Source organism: Fumia xinanensis, from assembly GCF_014384905.1.
In the GTDB taxonomy this organism is placed as follows: Bacteria; Bacillota; Clostridia; order Oscillospirales; family Ruminococcaceae; genus Fumia; species Fumia xinanensis.
Genome location: NZ_JACRSV010000003.1, coordinates 14,735 through 30,826, shown reverse-complemented (window position 1 = coordinate 30,826; position 16,092 = coordinate 14,735). Strand labels below are relative to the sequence as shown.

Sequence of the window (16,092 nt, the reverse complement as noted above, 5' to 3'; positions counted from 1 at the left end):
TACACGAAGGAGACAAACCATGGAAAATGCAATCCAACAGGTACTGCTCACCGAAGAGCAGATTGCAGACAAAGTAAAGGAACTGGGTTCCCAGATCAGCCGGGATTACGCCGGAAAAAACCTGATGATGGTCAGCGTACTCAAGGGATCTGTCGTTTTTATGGCGGATCTGATGCGGGCGATTACCGTGCCCTGCCAAATTGATTTTATGTGCGTGTCCAGTTATGGTTCTGGTACTGAAAGCAGTGGCGTCGTCAAGATTATCAAGGACCTGGACATAAACCTCCACGGCTTGGATCTTCTTATTGTGGAGGACATTTTAGACAGCGGAAAAACCCTTCACTATATCACTAAAATGCTTTCCGACAGGGGGACGGCGTCTATCCGGATCGCGACCCTGCTGGATAAACCGGAGCGCAGGGCGGCTCCTTTGACCCCGGATTACTGCTGTTTTACTGTGCCCGATGAATTTGTTGTGGGCTACGGCCTCGACTATGATGAAAAGTTCAGAAACTTGCCGTATATCGGCGTTTTAAAGCCAGAAGTCTATACGAAATGATAAACTATTCGTATTTATATAAAAATAATATACCGAAAGGAGTGGTTTGATTGCAGAAAAAACGAGGCGGATCCATCGTTTTAATGATTGCAGTCATCGCTGTTTTGCTGATCGGTTCTTCTTATATCATGCGGATGATGATGCCCCAACAAAAACAGTACACATATTCTGAAATCTTATATTACTTTGAGGATCAAAAGGTAAAAAAATACGATTTGGATTTAGGCAGCGGCGAACTGACCATGACGGTCAACGAAAACGGCACCGATAAGCAAATCGTTTACCTGGTGCCCAGCCCCCAGTTCTTTGTCCAGACGGTTCAGCCATATATTGAAGCCTATAACGACGAGCACCCCGATGCCAAAATGAACTACGACTGGCAGCGAGCCACGGATAACAGCTGGCTTTGGAGCATGGTGCCTTACCTGGTGCTGATCATCGGCATGGGCGCGCTGTGGTTTTTCATGTTTAAGCAGGCCAACGGCGGGGGCAAGATGAGTCAGTTCGGAAAAGCCAACATGAAAAATCCCGTCCAGATGGGTAAAAAGACCACCTTCGCCGAAGTGGCGGGAGCGGACGAAGAAAAAGAAGAACTGGCGGAAATCGTCGAGTTTTTGAAATATCCCAAAAAGTTTAACGAGCTGGGTGCGAGAATTCCAAAGGGCGTGCTGCTCATCGGCCCTCCTGGCACCGGTAAAACCCTGTTGGCCCGGGCTGTGGCAGGAGAAGCGGGCGTACCGTTTTTCTCTATCTCTGGTTCCGACTTTGTCGAGATGTTCGTTGGCGTCGGCGCTTCCCGTGTGCGGGACTTGTTTGAACAGGCGAAGAAAAATGCCCCGTCGATTATCTTTATCGACGAGATCGACGCCGTCGGTCGACAGCGCGGCGCGGGCTTGGGCGGCGGCCACGACGAAAGAGAGCAGACCTTAAACCAGCTGCTGGTGGAAATGGACGGCTTTGGCTCCAACGAGGGCATTATCGTCATCGCGGCCACCAATAGGCGGGATATTCTCGACCCGGCGCTGCTCCGCCCGGGGCGTTTTGATCGGCAGATCGTGGTCAATTACCCCGACGTGAAAGGCCGTGAAGAAATCCTCAAGGTCCATTCGAGAAACAAGCCCTTGGGCTTTGACGTGGACCTTTCGGTTATCGCCAAGACGACTGCCGGATTCACCGGCGCGGACTTGGAAAACCTGATGAACGAGGCGGCACTGCTGGCGGCTCGGAAGGGCAAAAAGGCCATCACCGAGCAGGACATCGAGGAGGCGACCATCAAGGTGGTTGCGGGCCCCGAAAAGCGCTCCAAGGTGATCTCCGACCGGGAAAAACGCCTGACAGCCTTCCACGAGGCTGGCCACGCGGTGACTACTTTTTACAGTGAGACCCAAGATCCAGTCCATGAGGTTTCCATCATTCCCCGCGGCATGGCGGGGGGGTATACCCTTTCCTTGCCGGAACACGACAAAAGCTATATGCAGCGCAAGGAAATGAAAGAGGAAATCGTCACCCTGCTGGCCGGCCGTGTGGCTGAAAAACTGGTGCTGGACGATATCTCTACCGGCGCTTCCAACGATATTGAACGAGCGACCAAGATTGCCAGGAGCATGGTTACCCGTTACGGGTTTAGCGAGAAGCTTGGCCCCATTGTCTACGGGCAGGATGAGAGCGAAGTGTTCCTGGGCAGGGACTTCAACCATACCAGAAACTACTCAGAGAATGTTGCGGCCGAAATCGACAGCGAAATCCGGGAAATCATCGATACCGGGTATCAGCAGGCAGAGGATATTTTGAATGCCCATATGGCAGAACTTCACAAAGTGGCCCATTACCTCATCGAGAATGAAAAAATCGACGCAGCTACCTTTGATAAGCTGATGAAGGGTGAACTGGATTACACGCCGAAGAATCCGCTGGACGACGAGCCGAAACCGGAACATTTGGATGGCACTATTTCCTCCAGTCCGGAACCAAGCGGAATATAAAAACACAGGAAAAAAAGAGGCTCAGACTTCTGAGCCTCTTTTTTGGCAAAGTTATGGCTGGGGCGGCACTTCCGAACCGGTTACCGGCGTGCGGGGACGGAACAGGTTTTCAAAGAAGTTAGGCCGCTGAGCTTCGCCCCGATGGAAGTATCGGACACCATCGATATGGATGGCGCGGATACGGTAATAATCGTAGGTGGCGATGGGGCGGCAGTTGGCATTCATGTCATGGGCGGCAATCCAGATGTTGTCTGGATTTGGTTCCCCGCGTATGGATGTGACGATAACCGTGTGACCGAATTCCTCGCCGTTTAAATCCATTTGAATGACATCGCCGGGCTGGACTTCCTCTAAGGGAACCTCGTGGCCGAAGGGGCCGGGGCCTTTGTTGGTAGTGAGAAAATTGTAGAGATAGACGACCCCCGTCCAGGCGGGCGCACGGTCGTCGATGCTCAGATAATACCAGCCGTAAGTAGGTGTGAAATTCATGACTCCGTTGGCGGCGTAGAGCGCTTGGGAGACAAAGTTTGTGCAGTCTCCACCGATTTGGTCAAAGGAATAGTAATTGGGGTTTCGCCGGTATGCCCAATAGTTGGCATAGGCGACCGCTTGATCCCGGTAGTACGGGACCTCCACTAAATCATATGAAGTTGCCATAGGCTTCCTCGCTTTCCGATACAGGGTAAGATAGTCCTGACAGGGCATTATATGCAGTCCGGCGGAAAAGCGTTTGTAAAAATAGGGTTTCAATAAAGAAGGTGTGTATCCTGGACGGAAAAGAACTGCTCCAGAAAAACCGTGAGCTCATTTCCTATTTGTTTTTCGGCGTGCTGACAACGCTGGTCAACTACGTTTCGTATCTCTTGTTTGCCCCGCTGTTTGGAACCACGACGGTGCCAACGGTGATCGCATGGATTTTGTCGGTGATATTTGCCTATGTGACCAATCGGATTTTTGTTTTCCGGTCTAAGGTTCGGGGATGGAAGGCGTTATCCTTTGAAATGGTTTCGTTTTTTGGGGCTCGGGCACTGTCCGGCGTGCTGGACGTGGGATTCATGTGGCTATTTGCTGATTATCTGGGCTTCAACGACAAGTGGATGAAGCTTGTTTCCAATGTATTTGTCATTATTTTCAATTATGCGGCCAGCAAGCTAGTGATTTTTCGAAAAAAGGAGAATGGGGCTATAAAATAACTGCTGCTGCCATCATGCGGCGAATTTTACGATAAATGGGGTCTAAATCGGACAGGGGCAGGGGATTTTCACCTTTACCTATTTCGATCGTAAATCCCGGCCGGCGGAATTCTTTGATAAACCAATCCTTGAGGCCGCCGTGGGAGTAAAGACCCGCGTTTTCCACCAGCTCGTAGCCGCTGAGTTTGGATAGGGTCTGAGCAATTTCCTCTCCCAATGGGACGGGGATACTATCATATTCGTAAAAAATTTCTTCTCCTTGGGAATGAAAGGCATATAGTCTGCTGATATTATGTTTGCGGACATATTTTACGATGGCTCTGCTTTCCGGTTCTGAAAGAGCGCGTTTTCCACCGTACCGTCTAGGTGAAGGACTGCAGAAGCCCGCCTCTCGTTCCAGCTTCTGGAGGATAGGGAAGCCTGCGTCAAAGTTGTGGTTTAAGTCTACGCCGCGGGCGTTGGCCTGCCAGGTCAGGTCGCTCTTATTCATGATTTTTTTGACGCAGTTTTTACGCCACCTAGCGCTTTCGGGGCCGTTTAAGGCGATCTCGACACCGTCCGGGTTGAGGGCGGGGACAATTACAAGCCCCCGCTTTTGGAGAGCGAGGGAAAAGTCGATTTCCTCCAAAGGACCTCCCGACTGGACAGAGGAAAGCAAGTCGTCCAAAAACAGGAGCAACAGCGAGGCGGTGAGCCACTCCTGACCGTGGGTGCCCCCGACGAAGATAGCGGCTTCTTTTTCCACGTTTCCAACCGAAAGAGCGTAAATGTCCCGTTTGAGGACACTTTTCCCAATGGAGTGCAGATGAAGCTGCGGGTAGGTTTCACACATTTTTGCAATTGTTCGTAACATTTGGTCATAACTGGGCAGAAAATCGTGTTTCACATGGTTTCCTCCTTGTGGTTTGATAGAATTTGGTTTATGAAAGGAAGTAATAAAATGGAAAATAAAAGTTTTACCGAGACAAAGGTTTCTTCGGAAGTTATTTTTGAAGGGCATATCGTAAAATTGGAACGGGATGTGGTGACTCTTCCCAACGGCAAGGAAACCACCCGGGAAGTCATCCGTCATAAAGGAGCGGCCTGCGTTGTTCCGCTGATGGACGATTATAAGGTCGTGGTCGTACGACAGTTCCGTTACCCCTTCGGTAAGGTGTTGACAGAAATACCTGCAGGCAAGATGGACGAAGGGGAAGAACCGCATGAGTGCGCTTTGCGTGAACTCAAAGAAGAAACCGGCATTATTCCCGAAAAGCTGGTTTACATTGGAGATCTTTACCCTTCTCCGGCCTACGATGATGAAGTGATTCATATGTACATTGCCATGGACCTCAAATTTGTCGAGCCCAAGTTGGATGCCGACGAGTTTCTTGAGGTTGTACAGATGCCTTATCAGGATTTAAAGCGAGATGTGATTATCGGCGAAATCTGCGATGCCAAAACGCAGGCAGCTTTCCTGAAAACAGATTATATGCTGTTCCACCAAAAGAAGAAATAGCGAAGAAGCGTTACTGTTGTACATTTTCTATTTCAATAACGGGCTGCGGCTTTTAGAGCATAAAATTATCCACATTTTTTTGAAAACATTGTGGATAACTGAGTAAGTCATAAAGCGGATTTAAAATTGGACACTGAGTGTGAAGAACGGTTTGATGGATGTATGGTTTGCATGTCTGTATCCATAAAGAATTATATGGCAAAAAAAAGTAAAAAATAATCAAAAGAATGTTTTTAGAAAAAAGAATGCCTATAATGGATAAATCGTTATCAAATAGGGTACACTTCCTAAAAAACAGGAGGTGGATGTTCAATGCAGGTAAGAGATGTAATGACTCCGTCAGTCGTCACAGTGTCAAGGGAAGATTCTGCGGAGACGGCGGCAAAAATTATGGGAAGGCACGGTATCGGTGCTGTACCCGTAGTGAGCGGCGAAGAGATTTGTGGGATTTTGACCGACCGTGATATTGTACTGCGCTGCATTTCTAACGGAAAGGATCCTAAAAACTGCAAGGCAGAGGAAATCATGACGTCATCGGTTGTTAAGGTGAGTCCCGATGCCCCGGTGGATCAGCTGGCAAAGGAAATGTGTCGTAATCAAATAAGACGGGTGCCGGTGGTGCAGGAGGGGCATCTGATTGGCATGGCCTCCCTCTGTGATTTGTCGAGGAATGCCTGCGACCGAGATGCTGTCCAGGCGTTGTTCGATATTTCGATGCCGTAGATTTTTAGCAGACGCAAAAAGCGAAAACGGAGGACCCGTTTTCGCTTTTTAATGGTACAGCAGGATTGATTTAAGAATCTGTTTGCAGACAATGATTATGAGGGCATCTGATCCTTATTTCATGATTTATTTACATTTTGTTGTTTTTGGGCTTTTTATTTTATGATATATTATATATTAACGCCGTTTTAATGTAAGAATTTACATAGAAGCGAATATGATTTTTTCGCAAAAGGAGATCGATTATTGTGAAGATGCAGGTACTCTATACAGAGAAAAAAGAAGGGAAACAGGGAAATCCAGAAATAGTGGCAGAGCAGATCAGCCGGGACTTTAAATGCAAAGGAGACCGGATCCCCCCCGCGTATCCCTGTGAGAAGGAAAGACTGGTCATTATTATTTTTGAGAGCTACGGGTCCCTCGATAAGAAGCTGATTGCTTTCTGTGAGGATTTAGACAAGACCAGAGCGGAAAATGTAGCCCTTATTTCTCTCAATAAAGACGGTTCTTCTGATACAGGTGAGCTGAAAGCTATCTTTGACAAACATGGTGTAACCATTTCTGGTGTATTAGGCTTAGAGGTCAAAAAAGGTCTGTTTGGTGCTTCTAAAGTCACCGATGAACAGTGCAAAAAAGCAGTCAAATTTGCTGAAGATCAAGTTAATGCGCTATTTGATACAGCGTTGTAATATTTGTATCAGCAAAAAGCCAAGCGTTCCACAGGACGGTTGGCTTTTTTCATTTTAAAAAGTGAAGGCTATACCGCAGATGATTCAAAAAATAAAAACGGACAGCAACAGCTGTCCGTTTTTTAAAGGAATTTAGATTAGTTGTTAATCAGCTTGTCGCTTTCGTCGTTCCAGCTGTAAAGTTTGCGGATTTCTTCGCCTACTTTCTCAGCAGGATGCTCGGAGCCTAGTTTCCGCATCATCTTGAAGTGGACCTGGCCGCCTGCGTCGGACATGTCGAGGAGGAAGTCCTTGGCAAAGGTGCCGTCTTGGATATCGGAGAGGACTTTCTTCATAGCTTTTTTTGTTTCTTCGGTGATGATTTTAGGGCCGGTAATGTAATCGCCGTATTCAGCGGTGTTAGAGATAGAGTAGCGCATTCCAGCGAAGCCAGACTGGTAAATAAGGTCGACGATGAGCTTCATTTCGTGAATGCACTCAAAATAAGCGTTTCTAGGGTCGTAGCCTGCTTCCACTAGAGTCTCGAAGCCAGCCTGCATGAGAGCAACAACGCCGCCGCAGAGGACTGCCTGCTCACCGAACAAGTCGGTTTCAGTCTCGGTGCGGAAGGTGGTTTCCAAAACGCCGGCTCTTGCGCCGCCGATGCCGGCAGCGTAGGCTAAAGCCATGTCCTGAGCGTGGCCGGTGGCATCCTGATGAACGGCGACCAGGCAGGGAACGCCTTTGCCTTCCTGATATTCGCTTCTGACAGTGTGGCCGGGGCCCTTGGGAGCGATCATAGTGACATCAACATCTTTTGGGGCCTTGATAAGGCCATAATGGATGTTAAAGCCGTGGGCAAACATCAACATATCGCCAGACTTGAGGTTGGGCTCGATGTCTTCTTTATACATTTTTGCCTGTTTCTCATCGTTGATGAGGATCATGATGATATCAGCTTTTTTAGCGGCTTCGGCGGCAGTATAGACCTTCATGCCCTGGGCTTCCGCTTTGGCCCAGGATTTTGAGCCTTCGTAGAGGCCGATGATAACATCTACACCGCTTTCGTGCAGGTTCAGCGCATGGGCGTGGCCCTGGCTGCCATAGCCGATAATTGCAACAGTTTTACCCTTGAGCAAATCCAAGTTGCAGTCTTTTGCGTAAAAAATCTTTGCCATAAAAAATGTCCTCCTTAAATTTTCCCTTTCGTCGGGTTAATCTATCGTCAGTTGCTCATTGCCCTTTTCAAGGGCAATGGTTCCCGTGCGAATCACTTCTTTTAAGCCGTATGGACGGCAGAGATCCAAAAGGTTTTCCAGCCGGTCGGTAGTATCGCAGCATTCCAAGGTAATCGAGTTGCGGGTAATGTCGGCGATTTTGGCACCGGCGATTTTTGCAAGCTCGGCGATTTCACCGCGGGTCTGGTTGGTGGAATTCACCTTGATAAGCATAAGCTCCCGGCTAACAATCTCGTCGGGGGTGAAATCTTTCAGCTTGATAACGTCAATGAGTTTGTTGAGCTGCTTGTTGATCTGCTCCACCACGTTTTCCTTGTCGTCTACGACTATGGTGATGCAGGATACGTCGGGCTGGGCTGTGGTGCCGACCGCCAGGCTTTCAATGTTAAAGCCCCGGCGGGCAAATAGGCCGGAAACCCTGGACAGGACGCCGGGATGGTTTTCCACTAAAACGGAAATGGTATGTTTCATCGTGAGCGCCTCCTTTTACAATGTGGATTCCAGCGGATCCACCGTGACTTCCAGCAAAAATTGGCCTTCCGCATTTAAAAGCGCGTCGATGGCTTCGTCGATTTCCCCGTCGGAGTCGATGCGCATGGCGGGGATGCGGTATGCTTCCGCCAGCTTAACAAAATCAGGACTTCCGTCCAGAAAGACGGCCGCCAGATTGTTCTCGTACTGTTTTGCCTGGAGTTCCCGGACCATGCCGAGTCGGTTGTTACACATTACAATGATTTTGACAGGAATCTGGTGCTGGCATAGGGTGGCAAGCTCCATAAAAGACATCTGAAAGGAGCCGTCTCCACAAATAGCGATAACCTCCCGGTCAGGGGAAGCGAGTTTGGCGCCCATGGCCGCGGGGAGCGAATATCCCATGGTTCCCATGCCGCCAGAGGTAAGAAACCGCCCGTCTTTGATAGCAAAGCCGTTAGCGGCCCAAATTTGGTTTTGTCCTACATCAGCCACTAAAACGCTGTTTTGAGCAGCTTTTTCCGAGAGCTTATGAACAAATAATTTGGGATTTACAGCGTTTATACGATCGGATAAGTCACATTCAGCGGTGACACGGACTTCGTTTAGATCATCGATCCAGCGACCAAAGTCAGCTTCCTGCATTTCGTTGCCCAGCTGCTTGAGAATTAGTTTAACGTCGCCCACGACGGGAATTGTGGCCTCAACGTTCTTTCCAATTTCGGCGGGATCAATGTCGATATGGATGACAGTTTTCTTGCTGGAAATGCTGTCCGGATTGGGCACAGAGCGGTCTCCTACCCGGGAACCCACTAGAATCAGCACGTCGGCGTGTCCGATGGCATAATTGGCGGGTTTAACACCGTGCATGCCGATCATACCGTAGTCCAAGGGATAGTCAGGGGGGACGGCACCAATACCCATCATGGTATGTACGATAGGAAGCCGGGTCTTTTTCGAAAAGCTAAGAAGTTCATCTGTCGCCTTAGCGCCGAAGACGCCGCCGCCGGCGCAGATGAGGGGGCGCTTTGCCTTGCGGATCACTTCCGCAGCTTTGCGGATCTGTCCCACGTGGCCTTTGGTGCTGGGTTTATAGGAGCGGATGCTCACGTCTTTGGGATAGGAAAAATCAATCAGTTCCTTTTGGACATCCACAGGAATATCAATGAGGACGGGGCCGGGCCGGCCGGTGCCCGCAATATAGAACGCTTCTTTAAAAATGCGCCCAATTTGGGAAGGGTCCTTGACGAGGTAGCTGTGCTTGATGAAGGGTTCAACAGCGCCGGTAATGTCCACTTCCTGGAAAACGTCACGTCCCAGCAGTTCGGACGAAACCTGTCCAGTGATGATGACAAGGGGTATAGAATCCATGTACGCTGTGGAAATGCCTGTAATCAGATTGGTGGCACCAGGGCCGGAGGTTACGACACAGACGCCGGGTTTCCCGGTCATTCGGGCGTAACCATTGGCTGCGTGCCCCGCATTTTGCTCAGTGCGGACCAGGATATGGCGAATATCCGACTGGCTGAGGGCATCATAAAAGGGACAGATAGCAGCTCCTGGATAACCGAAGACGACCTGTACGCCCTCCCGCTCCAGACATTCAACGATTGCTTGACTCACGCTAATCACGTCTAAAACACCTCCTTATGTTTTATAATGGCAACGTTTTCCGGGAAAAAACACATGATTTCCCGAAAGATTACCTATCATTATATAGCTTATTCGGCCTATTCGTCAAGACAGAAATTGTTTTTTTGCGAATTTACTTATTTAAATTAGTAAAGTAAACAAGTAACACCCTGTTTCCGTATCTGAAGTTGTATAAAAAATAGGGTGTTAGTGGAATCATGTTTATTTTTTGTTACGGAAAATAAAATAAATTTTTTCGATTCCAAAAAAATATTTGTGAAAAAATCCGTTTTTTAATACTCTAAAAACCCAAAGAACAAATATTTTTTTCAAGGCAATATCCAATTTGTTTTCTACAGAATGTTGAAAACTATGTGGAAATGGTGGAATAATTATTTGGTTTCATGGGAATCATGGTGGAAAAGTAAAGATTTTTTCCACGAATCTCCGTCGAATAGTGTCGGAATTTCCCACACAGGAAACTGTCACATTCCTATTTTTACGGCATTTCCGTCAGTTTTTTAATGTGGAAAAAACGTCTTTACTTTTTTGTGAAACTTTGCTATGATGGTAATCGTCTTCCTTAGGGATTCAGTGGAATTGCAAAAACTTTGCAAAATCCCTGCTTGGTGGTTGACAAATGGATTTGTTTTGTAATATAATTATCGTTGTGGCATTATGAGGTGTCGAAATGAGAATTGATTTAAGGCAGCTCTTTGACATTGTCGGAGAACGCAAAACGTTTGATCTTTCCCTGGACTTTTCCGATGAGGAATACAATGGGGAACACCCTTTTCAGATGCCGGTGAAAGTTTCCGGGCAAATTGAAAACAAAGCTCAAGTGGTAAGGCTTTTTTTCAGTGTGAAATTTGTACTGAACCTTCACTGTGACCGCTGTATGGGAGAATTTGAACGGGCGTATGATTTTTCTTTTCAGCATGTGTTGGTGAGAAAACTCAATACCGATAATGACGAGTATGTTGTTTGCGAGGACAGCCAGCTGGATCTTGACGAGCTGGTGCGCGCCGACTTATTTCTGGAACTTCCCAGCAAAGTGCTTTGCACAGAAGACTGTAAAGGGCTCTGTGGGCAGTGCGGCAGGAATTTGAATTTTGACAGCTGCGAATGCGAAAAAAAATCAATTGACCCGAGGCTTGAAGTTTTGGGAAAATTGCTGGAATAGGAACTACATCGTTCCTGATTGCTCAATGTTAAGGAGGTGCTAAACATGGCAGTACCAAAGAGAAAAGTATCGAAAGCCAGAAGAGACAAAAGACGCTCCAACGTTTGGAAGCTCGACATGCCTGCTTTCTCCAAATGCACACAGTGCGGCGAACTGAAAGCACCGCATAAAGTTTGCGGAAACTGCGGCTATTACAAAGGCGTAGAGGTCATCAAAAAAGAAGCGTAAGCTTTGACCTGCAGATGGTTTTTGATTTAAATAGTGCATATGCTGCCCGATAAGCTTTCGCTTTATCGGGCGATTTTTTTCTGGATGTATGGGAGAGACTAGTAATAAACTAGGAAAGGGTGCAGAAGCCTTCGGGCGCACGGTGGGGAATTCTATGAGCGTTGTCATTTCAGGTATTGAGAAACACAGTCCGGCGGCCAAGGCGGACATTCATCCGGGAGACCGGCTGATCTCCATTAATGGAAATCAGATCATTGATGTGCTGGACTATCGATTTTACATGATGGAGAAAAAGCTCAAGCTAGAGCTCAGTAGCGGCGGCCGGGAAAAGACTGTTGTGATCCGCAAGAAGGACGAGTACGACGATTTGGGGCTTTTGTTTGACACCTATTTGATGGACAAGCAGCGTTCCTGCCGGAACCAATGCGTTTTCTGCTTTATCGACCAGATGCCTCCCGGTATGCGGGAGACCCTTTATTTCAAAGACGACGACGCGAGGATGTCTTTTCTCTATGGGAATTACATCACTTTGACCAATCTCTCAGAGCACGACATTGAGCGAACCATTAAAATGAAAATTTCCCCCATCAACGTCTCAGTGCACACGACAAATCCCGAACTGCGATGTAAAATGATGCACAACCGGTTCGCCGGAGATGCTTTAAAGACACTGTGGCGGTTTGCTGAGGCGGGGATTTCTCTCAACACTCAGCTGGTGCTCTGTCCCGGCCTCAACGATGGGCCGGAGCTGATTCAGAGCTTCAACGACCTAAAGACGCTGGGGAAAAGTCTCCTGACGGTGTCTTGTGTGCCGGTGGGCCTGACGAAATTCCGGGACGGGCTGTTTCCTTTGCGGCCTTACACCAGGGAGGAGGCGGGGAAGACAATCGACCTCATCGACCGGTTTGGAGACGAGCAGTTTGAAAAGACCGGCGATAGGCTTTTCTACGCGGCCGACGAATTTTACATTAAGGCCGAGCGGTCCATTCCCGACGCCACGTTCTACGGGGATTTCAATCAGCTGGAAAATGGCGTCGGCGTCATCGCCCTTCAGCGGCAGCAATTTGTGGAAGCCATGGAGGAGTTTGAGGCAGACGGCAGAGAACGCAACCTGACAGTGGCTACAGGTGTAGCCGCGGCCCCCTTTATCCAGAAATTGGTTGACGAGGCCCGGAAAAAATGGCATAATCTAAATTGTAAGGTGATTGCGGTGGAAAACCGCTTTTTTGGAGAAAATATTACTGTCGCGGGTCTGATCACCGGAAAAGACCTGATGGAACAGGTTAAAGGCGAAGCCGTTGGAGACAGAATTCTGATTCCCACGGAAATGCTCCGGTATCAGGGGGATTTGTTTCTCGACGACGTTTCCATTGAAGAAGCGGAAGAAGCCTTGGGGCTGCCTCTTGTACCTGTGGAGGCCGATGGCTATGAAGTGCTGAGAAATCTCCTCGGCGAAGAGTGTTGAGGGGAATGGGATAGATAAGGAAGGGCATTTTTACTTGCCCTTATGGAAAGGATACGGATTTTTAATATGGCAAAACCAATTGTCGCCATTGTAGGGCGGCCCAACGTGGGGAAATCCACTTTGTTCAATAAACTCATCGGCCAGCGGCTATCTATTGTGGAGGATACGCCCGGCGTGACCAGAGATCGGATTTACGCCCAGTGCGAATGGCTGAATCACGAATTCATGCTGGTGGACACCGGTGGTATCGAGCCTTATTCCGAAGACGTTATTTTGTCCCAGATGCGGCGGCAGGCAGAAGTAGCCATCGAGAGCGCCAGCGTCATTATACTAGTGACCGACGTGCGATCCGGTGTGACCGCAACCGACCAGGAAGTGGCAACCATGCTATTAAAGAGCGGAAAGCCCATCATTCTCTGTGTCAACAAGGTAGACAGCATTGGCGATACTCCGGCGGAAGTCTATGAGTTTTACAATTTGGGGTTGGGCGATCCCATACCGGTTTCTTCCACACACGGACACGGCACCGGCGACTTGCTGGACGAGGTTTTAAAACATCTGCCCGAAGGGGAGGAAGAGGACTACGGCGACGACGTCATCAAGGTGGCGGTCATCGGCAAGCCCAATGTTGGAAAATCCTCCCTCATCAACAAAATTGCCGGGGAAGAGCGGGTCATTGTCTCCAACATCGCCGGCACCACCCGTGACGCAGTGGACACGGTGGTGGAAAACGAAAGCGGTAAGTTTGTCTTTATCGACACTGCGGGGATCAGGAGAAAATCCAAGGTTTTTGAAAACATCGAGCGTTACAGCGTACTTCGCGCCTATATGGCGGTGGACCGGGCCGATGTCTGTGTCATTGTCATCGACGCGACTGAAGGCTTTACTGAACAGGACAGCAAGGTGGCAGGCTACGCCCATGAGCAGGGCAAGGGCTGTATCGTCGCCGTCAACAAGTGGGACGCTGTGGAAGACAAGACCGACAAGACCATGAAGGAGTTTTCTGACAAACTCAGAGTGGATTTCAGCTTCATGTCCTATGTGCCGTTTTTGTTTATTTCTGCATTGACGGGACAAAGGGTGAATAAACTATATGAGATGATCAAGGAAGTGGCAGAGAAAAACGCCATCCGGGTGACTACTGGTTCCTTAAACGACCTGCTGGCCTACGCTACTGCACGGGTGCAGCCTCCGTCTGATAAGGGACGGCGGCTAAAGATTTACTACATTACTCAGGCGTCTACCAAGCCACCTACATTCGTGGCGTTTGTCAACCGGAAGGAACTTTTCCACTTTTCCTATCAGCGGTATCTGGAAAACCAGATCCGGGAGACCTTTGATTTGCAGGGAACACCCATCCGCTTTATCGTCAGGGAGCGGGACAGAAACGATACCTAATTTGGAGAATACGAGACAGAAAGGATCATCGTTATGGTACTTTTTCGGCTGATACTGTCGGTTGTTCTGGCGGGGGTGCTGGCCTACTTGGTGGGGAGCATCAATTTTGCCATCATTGTATCCAAGCTGTTCGCCCAAAAGGATATCCGCGACTATGGCAGCGGCAACGCCGGTATGACAAACGTTTTGAGGACTTTTGGAAAGCTGCCGGCCGTCATCACGACTGTGGGCGATTTCTGCAAGGGAATCATCGCCGTGTTGCTAGGACATCTGATTATCCATTACGTCGGCGGGGCAACGGACGTGTTCTATGCCGACTATCTGATGGCGCTTTTGGCACTTTTGGGCCATTGTTTCCCAGTTTTCTACGGATTTAAGGGCGGTAAGGGTATATTGGTGTCGGCGGGCATCATTCTTATTTTGGATCCCATTGTCTTTTTAGTGGTGCTGGCGGTATTCGGAATTGTCGTAGCAATCAGCAAGATTGTTTCGCTGGCGTCTATCAGTGCAGCGGTGGTCTTTCCTATCGCTACACTTGTGCAAGGTCTAATTATCCGGTCCGACGTGGTCTGGTTCGACACTCTGTCGGCCCTTCTTATCGGCGGAATCGTGGTTTTTATGCACCGTTCCAATATTAAACGGCTGTTAAACGGCACTGAAAATAAGTTTGGAAAGAAAAAACAATGACAATCCGTGCGGTGGGGAATTCCCTGCCGCATCTTTGTCTTTTGGAAGGAGAGCCGCAGAGAGCGGCAGGAGGAAAGAGTATGGCAAAGATTACCATTATGGGAACTGGAGGCTTCGGTGTTGCGTTGGCGGTCATGAGCCACCGGTTTGGTCACACAGTCACCTTGTGGGGAAAGTTTCCCGAGGAAATTAATCAAATACGCAGCTGGGGGGAGCATAAAAAACTGTTGCCTGGGGTGGCTGTCCACAGCGGTATCCATTTAACCAGCGATTTGGAAGAAGGAAGGGGCGCCGATGTGGTGATTCTAGCAGTGCCGTCCTTCGCCATCCGGGAGACAGCTAGAGCAGCCCAAAGCATATTGGGGGAGAATACGGTGGTAGCGAGCGTGGCGAAAGGCCTGGAAAGCGGCAGCCAAAAACGTTTGTCCCAGGTCATCGAGGAAGAAATATCTGACCATTCCATCGTCATTTTGTCCGGTCCGTCCCACGCGGAGGAAATCGCACGGGGGGTTCCGACCACAATCGTGGCGGCATCCAAATGCCGGGAAAGCGCTGAGTACATTCAGGACACTCTCAGCAACAAAACGCTGCGCATCTATGTCAGCGATGACGTAATTGGCGTGGAATTGGGCGGGGCGCTCAAAAACATTATCGCAGTCTGTGCCGGAATCTGCGACGGGCTACAGCTGGGGGATAACGCCAAAGCGGCGCTGATGACCAGGGGCATCGCTGAGATCGCTCGTCTGGGAACCACTATGGGAGCGGACGCAGAGACTTTTTCCGGCCTTGCCGGCATCGGGGATCTGATCGTCACCTGTACCAGTATGCATTCTAGAAACCACCGGACCGGCATCCTCATTGGACAGGGGCTGACACCAGACGAGGCTATCGAAAGGGTGGGAATGACGGTAGAGGGCTGCATCGCCACCAAATCTGCCTATGAATTGGCTCGGGAGAAGCATGTTTCCATGCCAATTGTAGAGCAACTTTATGATGTATTGTATCGAAATAAGGACATTAAGCAGGCCATCTCGGATTTGATGGGGCGGCCCAAACGGCATGAAAACGAAAAAATTTGGCTCCAAGGTGGAAACGAACCGGCATAATCAAAAATTAGAACTGGGCAGCATAAAAGCTGTCCGGTTCTTTCCTTTTTCTAAAGAAATT

Annotated in this window: 17 protein-coding genes; 12 read left to right on the top strand and 5 right to left on the bottom strand. The window is 49.0% G+C overall.

The genetic code is table 11. The features are described 5' to 3' along the window. Positions 1 to 19 precede the first annotated feature (19 nt). The gene (gene hpt / locus H8710_RS09790; RefSeq protein WP_249295354.1) at positions 20 to 559 is read left to right on the top strand and encodes a hypoxanthine phosphoribosyltransferase; all 540 of its coding nucleotides are present in this window, start codon (positions 20 to 22) and stop codon (positions 557 to 559) included. 83 nt (positions 560 to 642) lie between these two features. Further along, positions 643 to 2,541, top strand: coding sequence for an ATP-dependent zinc metalloprotease FtsH (ftsH, locus tag H8710_RS09785; RefSeq protein WP_283242866.1), 1,899 nt, complete (start codon positions 643 to 645; stop codon positions 2,539 to 2,541). 51 nt (positions 2,542 to 2,592) lie between these two features. Here ftsH and H8710_RS09780 read toward each other — a convergent pair whose 3' ends face one another. Further along, positions 2,593 to 3,198, bottom strand: coding sequence for an amidase domain-containing protein (locus tag H8710_RS09780; protein ID WP_249295353.1), 606 nt, complete (start codon positions 3,196 to 3,198; stop codon positions 2,593 to 2,595). A gap of 101 nt (positions 3,199 to 3,299) precedes the next feature. On the opposite strand from H8710_RS09780, the gene H8710_RS09775 reads away from it, so the two are divergent. After that, a complete protein-coding gene (locus tag H8710_RS09775; RefSeq protein WP_249295352.1) occupies positions 3,300 to 3,734 on the top strand; it encodes a GtrA family protein in 435 nt (144 codons plus the stop codon). Here the strand turns inward: H8710_RS09775 and H8710_RS09770 are convergent. After that, a complete protein-coding gene (locus tag H8710_RS09770; protein WP_249295351.1) occupies positions 3,724 to 4,620 on the bottom strand; it encodes a M14 family zinc carboxypeptidase in 897 nt (298 codons plus the stop codon). The genes H8710_RS09775 and H8710_RS09770 overlap by 11 nt on opposite strands. Positions 4,621 to 4,674: 54 nt before the next feature. Here H8710_RS09770 and H8710_RS09765 point away from each other — a divergent pair, with 54 nt between their 5' ends. The 3 genes from H8710_RS09765 to H8710_RS09755 all read left to right on the top strand — a co-directional run bounded on the left by H8710_RS09765 (position 4,675) and on the right by H8710_RS09755 (position 6,644). Beyond that, positions 4,675 to 5,232 carry an NUDIX domain-containing protein gene (locus H8710_RS09765; protein WP_249295350.1) on the top strand — a complete coding sequence of 186 codons (558 nt, stop codon included), beginning with the start codon at positions 4,675 to 4,677 and terminating at the stop codon, positions 5,230 to 5,232. 312 nt (positions 5,233 to 5,544) lie between these two features. After that, complete coding sequence (locus tag H8710_RS09760) at positions 5,545 to 5,955, top strand: CBS domain-containing protein (RefSeq protein ID WP_249295349.1); 411 nt, start codon at positions 5,545 to 5,547, stop codon at positions 5,953 to 5,955. A 248-nt stretch (positions 5,956 to 6,203) separates the two neighbouring features. Next, positions 6,204 to 6,644, top strand: a complete 441-nt coding sequence (locus H8710_RS09755) for a hypothetical protein (RefSeq protein WP_249295348.1) — start codon at positions 6,204 to 6,206, stop codon at positions 6,642 to 6,644. 137 nt (positions 6,645 to 6,781) lie between these two features. Here the strand turns inward: H8710_RS09755 and ilvC are convergent, their stop codons facing one another. From ilvC to ilvB, 3 genes are read right to left on the bottom strand one after another with little or no spacing between them, the layout of a single operon-like run. Continuing rightward, positions 6,782 to 7,801 carry a ketol-acid reductoisomerase gene (ilvC, locus tag H8710_RS09750; protein ID WP_249295347.1) on the bottom strand — a complete coding sequence of 340 codons (1,020 nt, stop codon included), beginning with the start codon at positions 7,799 to 7,801 and terminating at the stop codon, positions 6,782 to 6,784. A 36-nt stretch (positions 7,802 to 7,837) separates the two neighbouring features. After that, positions 7,838 to 8,332, bottom strand: a complete 495-nt coding sequence (gene ilvN, locus H8710_RS09745; RefSeq protein WP_249295346.1) for an acetolactate synthase small subunit — start codon at positions 8,330 to 8,332, stop codon at positions 7,838 to 7,840. Between the two features lie 15 nt (positions 8,333 to 8,347). Continuing rightward, positions 8,348 to 9,964 carry a biosynthetic-type acetolactate synthase large subunit gene (gene ilvB, locus H8710_RS09740; protein ID WP_249295345.1) on the bottom strand — a complete coding sequence of 539 codons (1,617 nt, stop codon included), beginning with the start codon at positions 9,962 to 9,964 and terminating at the stop codon, positions 8,348 to 8,350. Between the two features lie 691 nt (positions 9,965 to 10,655). Between ilvB and H8710_RS09735 the strand changes: the two genes are divergently transcribed. The 6 genes from H8710_RS09735 (at position 10,656) to H8710_RS09710 (ending at position 16,031) form a co-directional block, all read left to right on the top strand. Further along, the gene (locus H8710_RS09735; protein WP_249295344.1) at positions 10,656 to 11,147 is read left to right on the top strand and encodes a YceD family protein; all 492 of its coding nucleotides are present in this window, start codon (positions 10,656 to 10,658) and stop codon (positions 11,145 to 11,147) included. Positions 11,148 to 11,192: 45 nt separating this feature from the next. Further along, complete coding sequence (gene rpmF / locus H8710_RS09730) at positions 11,193 to 11,375, top strand: 50S ribosomal protein L32 (RefSeq protein ID WP_249295343.1); 183 nt, start codon at positions 11,193 to 11,195, stop codon at positions 11,373 to 11,375. 154 nt (positions 11,376 to 11,529) lie between these two features. Continuing rightward, entirely contained in the window at positions 11,530 to 12,840 is a 1,311-nt protein-coding gene (locus H8710_RS09725) for a DUF512 domain-containing protein (protein WP_249295342.1), read from the top strand. Positions 12,841 to 12,906: 66 nt separating this feature from the next. After that, complete coding sequence (gene der, locus H8710_RS09720) at positions 12,907 to 14,238, top strand: ribosome biogenesis GTPase Der (RefSeq protein WP_249295341.1); 1,332 nt, start codon at positions 12,907 to 12,909, stop codon at positions 14,236 to 14,238. Between the two features lie 33 nt (positions 14,239 to 14,271). Next, the gene (gene plsY, locus H8710_RS09715) at positions 14,272 to 14,925 is read left to right on the top strand and encodes a glycerol-3-phosphate 1-O-acyltransferase PlsY (protein WP_249295340.1); all 654 of its coding nucleotides are present in this window, start codon (positions 14,272 to 14,274) and stop codon (positions 14,923 to 14,925) included. A gap of 80 nt (positions 14,926 to 15,005) precedes the next feature. Continuing rightward, on the top strand, positions 15,006 to 16,031 hold the full coding sequence (locus H8710_RS09710; protein ID WP_249295339.1) for an NAD(P)H-dependent glycerol-3-phosphate dehydrogenase: 1,026 nt from the start codon (positions 15,006 to 15,008) through the stop codon (positions 16,029 to 16,031). Positions 16,032 to 16,092: the final 61 nt, after the last annotated feature.